This window comes from Streptomyces xylophagus (genome assembly GCF_000716435.1).
Classification (GTDB): domain Bacteria; phylum Actinomycetota; class Actinomycetes; order Streptomycetales; family Streptomycetaceae; genus Streptomyces; species Streptomyces xylophagus.
In genome coordinates this window covers 1-673 of record NZ_JNWO01000108.1, presented here as the reverse complement: position 1 = coordinate 673, position 673 = coordinate 1, and the positions used below count along the sequence as shown (strand labels likewise).

Annotated in this window: 1 protein-coding gene; it reads left to right on the top strand. The window is 73.0% G+C overall.

Features of this window, described 5'->3' with window-relative positions; translation table 11 throughout:
- On the top strand, positions 1-673 hold a 673-nt coding region (locus tag OO70_RS50505), incomplete at both ends, for an acyltransferase domain-containing protein (protein WP_158711688.1).

Sequence of the window (673 nt, the reverse complement as noted above, 5' to 3'; positions counted from 1 at the left end):
CGGACGTGGTGCGGGGCCGCGCCACGGGTGCGGGCGGGCTTGCGGTGATGTTCTCCGGGCAGGGCAGTCAGCGCCCGGGGATGGGGCGGGAGTTGTATGCGGCGTTCCCGGTGTTCGCGCGGGCCTTCGACGCGGCGTGCGCGCATCTGGACGTGGAACTGGGGCGTTCGCTGAAGGAGTTGGTGTTCGCGGAGGCGGGCAGCGTTGAGGCGGGGTTGTTGGAGCGGACGCAGTTCACGCAGGCGGCGTTGTTCGCGGTGGAGTCGGCGTTGTTCGCTCTGGTGTCGTCGTGGGGGGTGCGGCCGGATGCGGTGATCGGGCATTCGGTGGGCGAGGTGACGGCCGCCTATGTCGCGGGGGTGTTCTCGCTGGCGGACGCGTGCCGGCTGGTGGCGGTGCGGGGCCGGCTGATGCAGGCCGCCCGCGAGGGCGGGGCGATGATCGCGATCGCCGCTCCCGCGGTCGAGGTCGCTGCGGCGGTCGCCGATTTCGCGGGCAGGGTGTCGCTGGCCGCGGTCAACGGTCCTGCCGCGGTCGTGGTGTCCGGCGCCGCGGACGCGCCCGCCGAACTCGCCGAGCGCTTCCGGCGGGAGGGGGTGCGGGTGAAGCGTCTGGCGGTCTCGCACGCCTTCCATTCCCCGCACATGGACACGGCGGTTGCCTTGTTCGAGGA